Annotated in this window: 3 protein-coding genes; all 3 read left to right on the top strand. The window is 61.3% G+C overall.

The features are described from left to right. The coding region (gene lepB, locus ABX74_RS06810) for a signal peptidase I (protein ID WP_047888471.1) at positions 1-721 on the top strand (721 nt) is incomplete at its 5' end. A gap of 106 nt (positions 722-827) precedes the next feature. Continuing rightward, entirely contained in the window at positions 828-1,181 is a 354-nt protein-coding gene (locus ABX74_RS06815; protein WP_020909467.1) for a VOC family protein, read from the top strand. A gap of 54 nt (positions 1,182-1,235) precedes the next feature. After that, a partial coding sequence (locus ABX74_RS06820) for a saccharopine dehydrogenase (protein ID WP_047888472.1) occupies positions 1,236-2,158 on the top strand: 923 nt, incomplete at its 3' end.

Raw genomic sequence — 2,158 nt, forward strand, 5'->3', positions numbered from 1 at the left:
CGCCCACGAAGACTCGACTGAATCGACGACGGCTGATCACCCGAGAAAACGTCCACTGTGGCGTGAGATTCTCATCCTCGTTGTCGTCGCACTTGTCCTGAGTGTTGTCATCCAGAACTTCGTCGGACGCATATTTCTGATCCCGTCGGAGTCCATGGAACCGACGCTTCACGGATGCACCGACTGCACGGGAGACAAGATTTTCGTCGACAGAATCAGCTATAGATTCGGGGATCCGCAACCTGGGGATGTGGTCGTGTTCAAGGGACCCGAATCCTGGAACGACGAGTATCAATCCATTCGGTCGGACAACTCCGTGGTCCGGGCACTTCAAGGACTCGGATCCATCGTCGGTTTGGTCCCGCCGGACGAGAACGATCTCGTGAAGCGGGTAATCGCGGTCGGTGGGCAAACCGTGCAGTGCCTGTCCGAGGAAGAGGGGCTTCGAGTGAACGACAAGCCGCTGACCGAGCCGTACATCGACAATCGCATTCCGGGCAACGGTACCTCTTGTCAAGGAAGGTATTTCGGGCCGGTCACGGTTCCCGACGGGAACCTGTGGGTGATGGGCGACAACCGCGCCCATTCGAAGGATTCACGTTTCCATCTCGATGACGAACGCAGCGGAACGGTGCCGATCGACAATGTCATCGGCAAGGTTCAATTGATCGTCCTTCCCTTCTCCCGGTGGGGCACCGTGGGCTCGTTCGATCCGCAGTGACAGATCGAATCAGCCAGTTAGCCCGCATCTTCGGACGGCATAGTCGACATGACTCCGCTTTCGGACGATCATCGAGCACATCTGTTGCCGAGGGTAGGAGAACCACATGCGTGCACGACGGATCACCGCCAATCTCAAAGTCGCCGATGTCGGAGCCGCCAAGAATTTCTACTCCGACTATCTCGGCCTGAGCACCGAAGAGTTCAACATGGGGTGGGTCGCTCGCTACACCTCTCCCGACACCGGCGCGAACGTACAACTCGTCACGCACGACGCCACTGCAGCCGAGGACTCGGTCATCTCCGTCCACACGGACGACGTCGACGGCGCCTACGAAGAGGCCCGAAGGCTCGGCTACGAAATCGTGCACCCCATTACGACCGAAGAGTGGGGTGTTCGCCGATTCCTCGTCCGGGCACCCGACGGCAACGTCGTCAACATCGTGCGACACCGGGACTGAGCACTGGAAAGACTCCATTCGACGTTTTAGGTCATTTGACCTAGAGTTGAGTGCATGACCGATTCATTGCAGTATTCAGCCGACGGCCCGATCCTCGTAGCAGGCGGATACGGAACCGTGGGCAGCGCCCTGACCGCCTTGCTCGCCCCCGACTTCCCACTACTCCTCACCGGACGCACCCCCGAGCGCGGCAACGAACTGGCCAGCCGTCACGGCGCTTCCGTTCGCCGCTGGGACCTCCTCGACCCGACGCTCTTCGACGCGTCCGTACGCGCGGTCGTGTCGACGGTCAACGATCCCCACGATCGTGTCCTGTCCGCCGCCGTCGAGGCCGGAATTCCCTACGTGGACATCACCCGCTGGACAACCCGCGTCGCTCGCGCCGCCACTCTGGCGGGTCAGAAGTCGCCGAGCGCACCGGTGTACCTGTCGTCTGGATGGATGGGCGGAGTCACCAATGTCGTCGCCGCAGCGCTGGCCGAGGAACTGGGTGGCGCGAGCACGATCGACGTCTCGATTCGCTACGACGTCAACGACATTGCCGGGCTCGACTCCGTCGACTTCATTGATCGTCTCGGCCAGGATTTCGAGGTGATGCAGCAAGGAAACCCGATCACCGTCAGCCCGTTGACGGATACACGCTGGGTCGACTTCCCCGGATCGCGCACCAAGGTCGGAAGAATCGACACTCCGGAACAATTCACGTTCCCCATGACCCTGGGCGCCGAAACTGCCAGCACTCGAATAGGTTTCAGTTCGCATGCATCCACAACTGCGCTGCTCGCCGCCAAGAAGGTGGGTCTGTTCCGTTGGGGTCGCGGCGACCGCTTCACACCGCTACGACGCGGACTCCTGTACTCGCCTGGCAAGGGCGGGAGCGCGCAAGTACGCATCGACGTCACCGGCCCGAGCGGCACGACAAGCGCAACAATCGTCGACCCGCAGGGCCAAGCTCACCTCACCGCGGTGGGCGGCGC

Source organism: Rhodococcus sp. ARP2, from assembly GCF_001029585.1.
Lineage (GTDB): Bacteria > Actinomycetota > Actinomycetes > Mycobacteriales > Mycobacteriaceae > Rhodococcus_F > Rhodococcus_F erythropolis.

What these genes read in the sequence shown, in the direction of transcription:
- ABX74_RS06815 (WP_020909467.1), top strand. Translation starts at nt 828, where the DNA reads ATGCGTGCACGACGGATCACCGCCAATCTCAAAGTCGCCGATGTCGGA.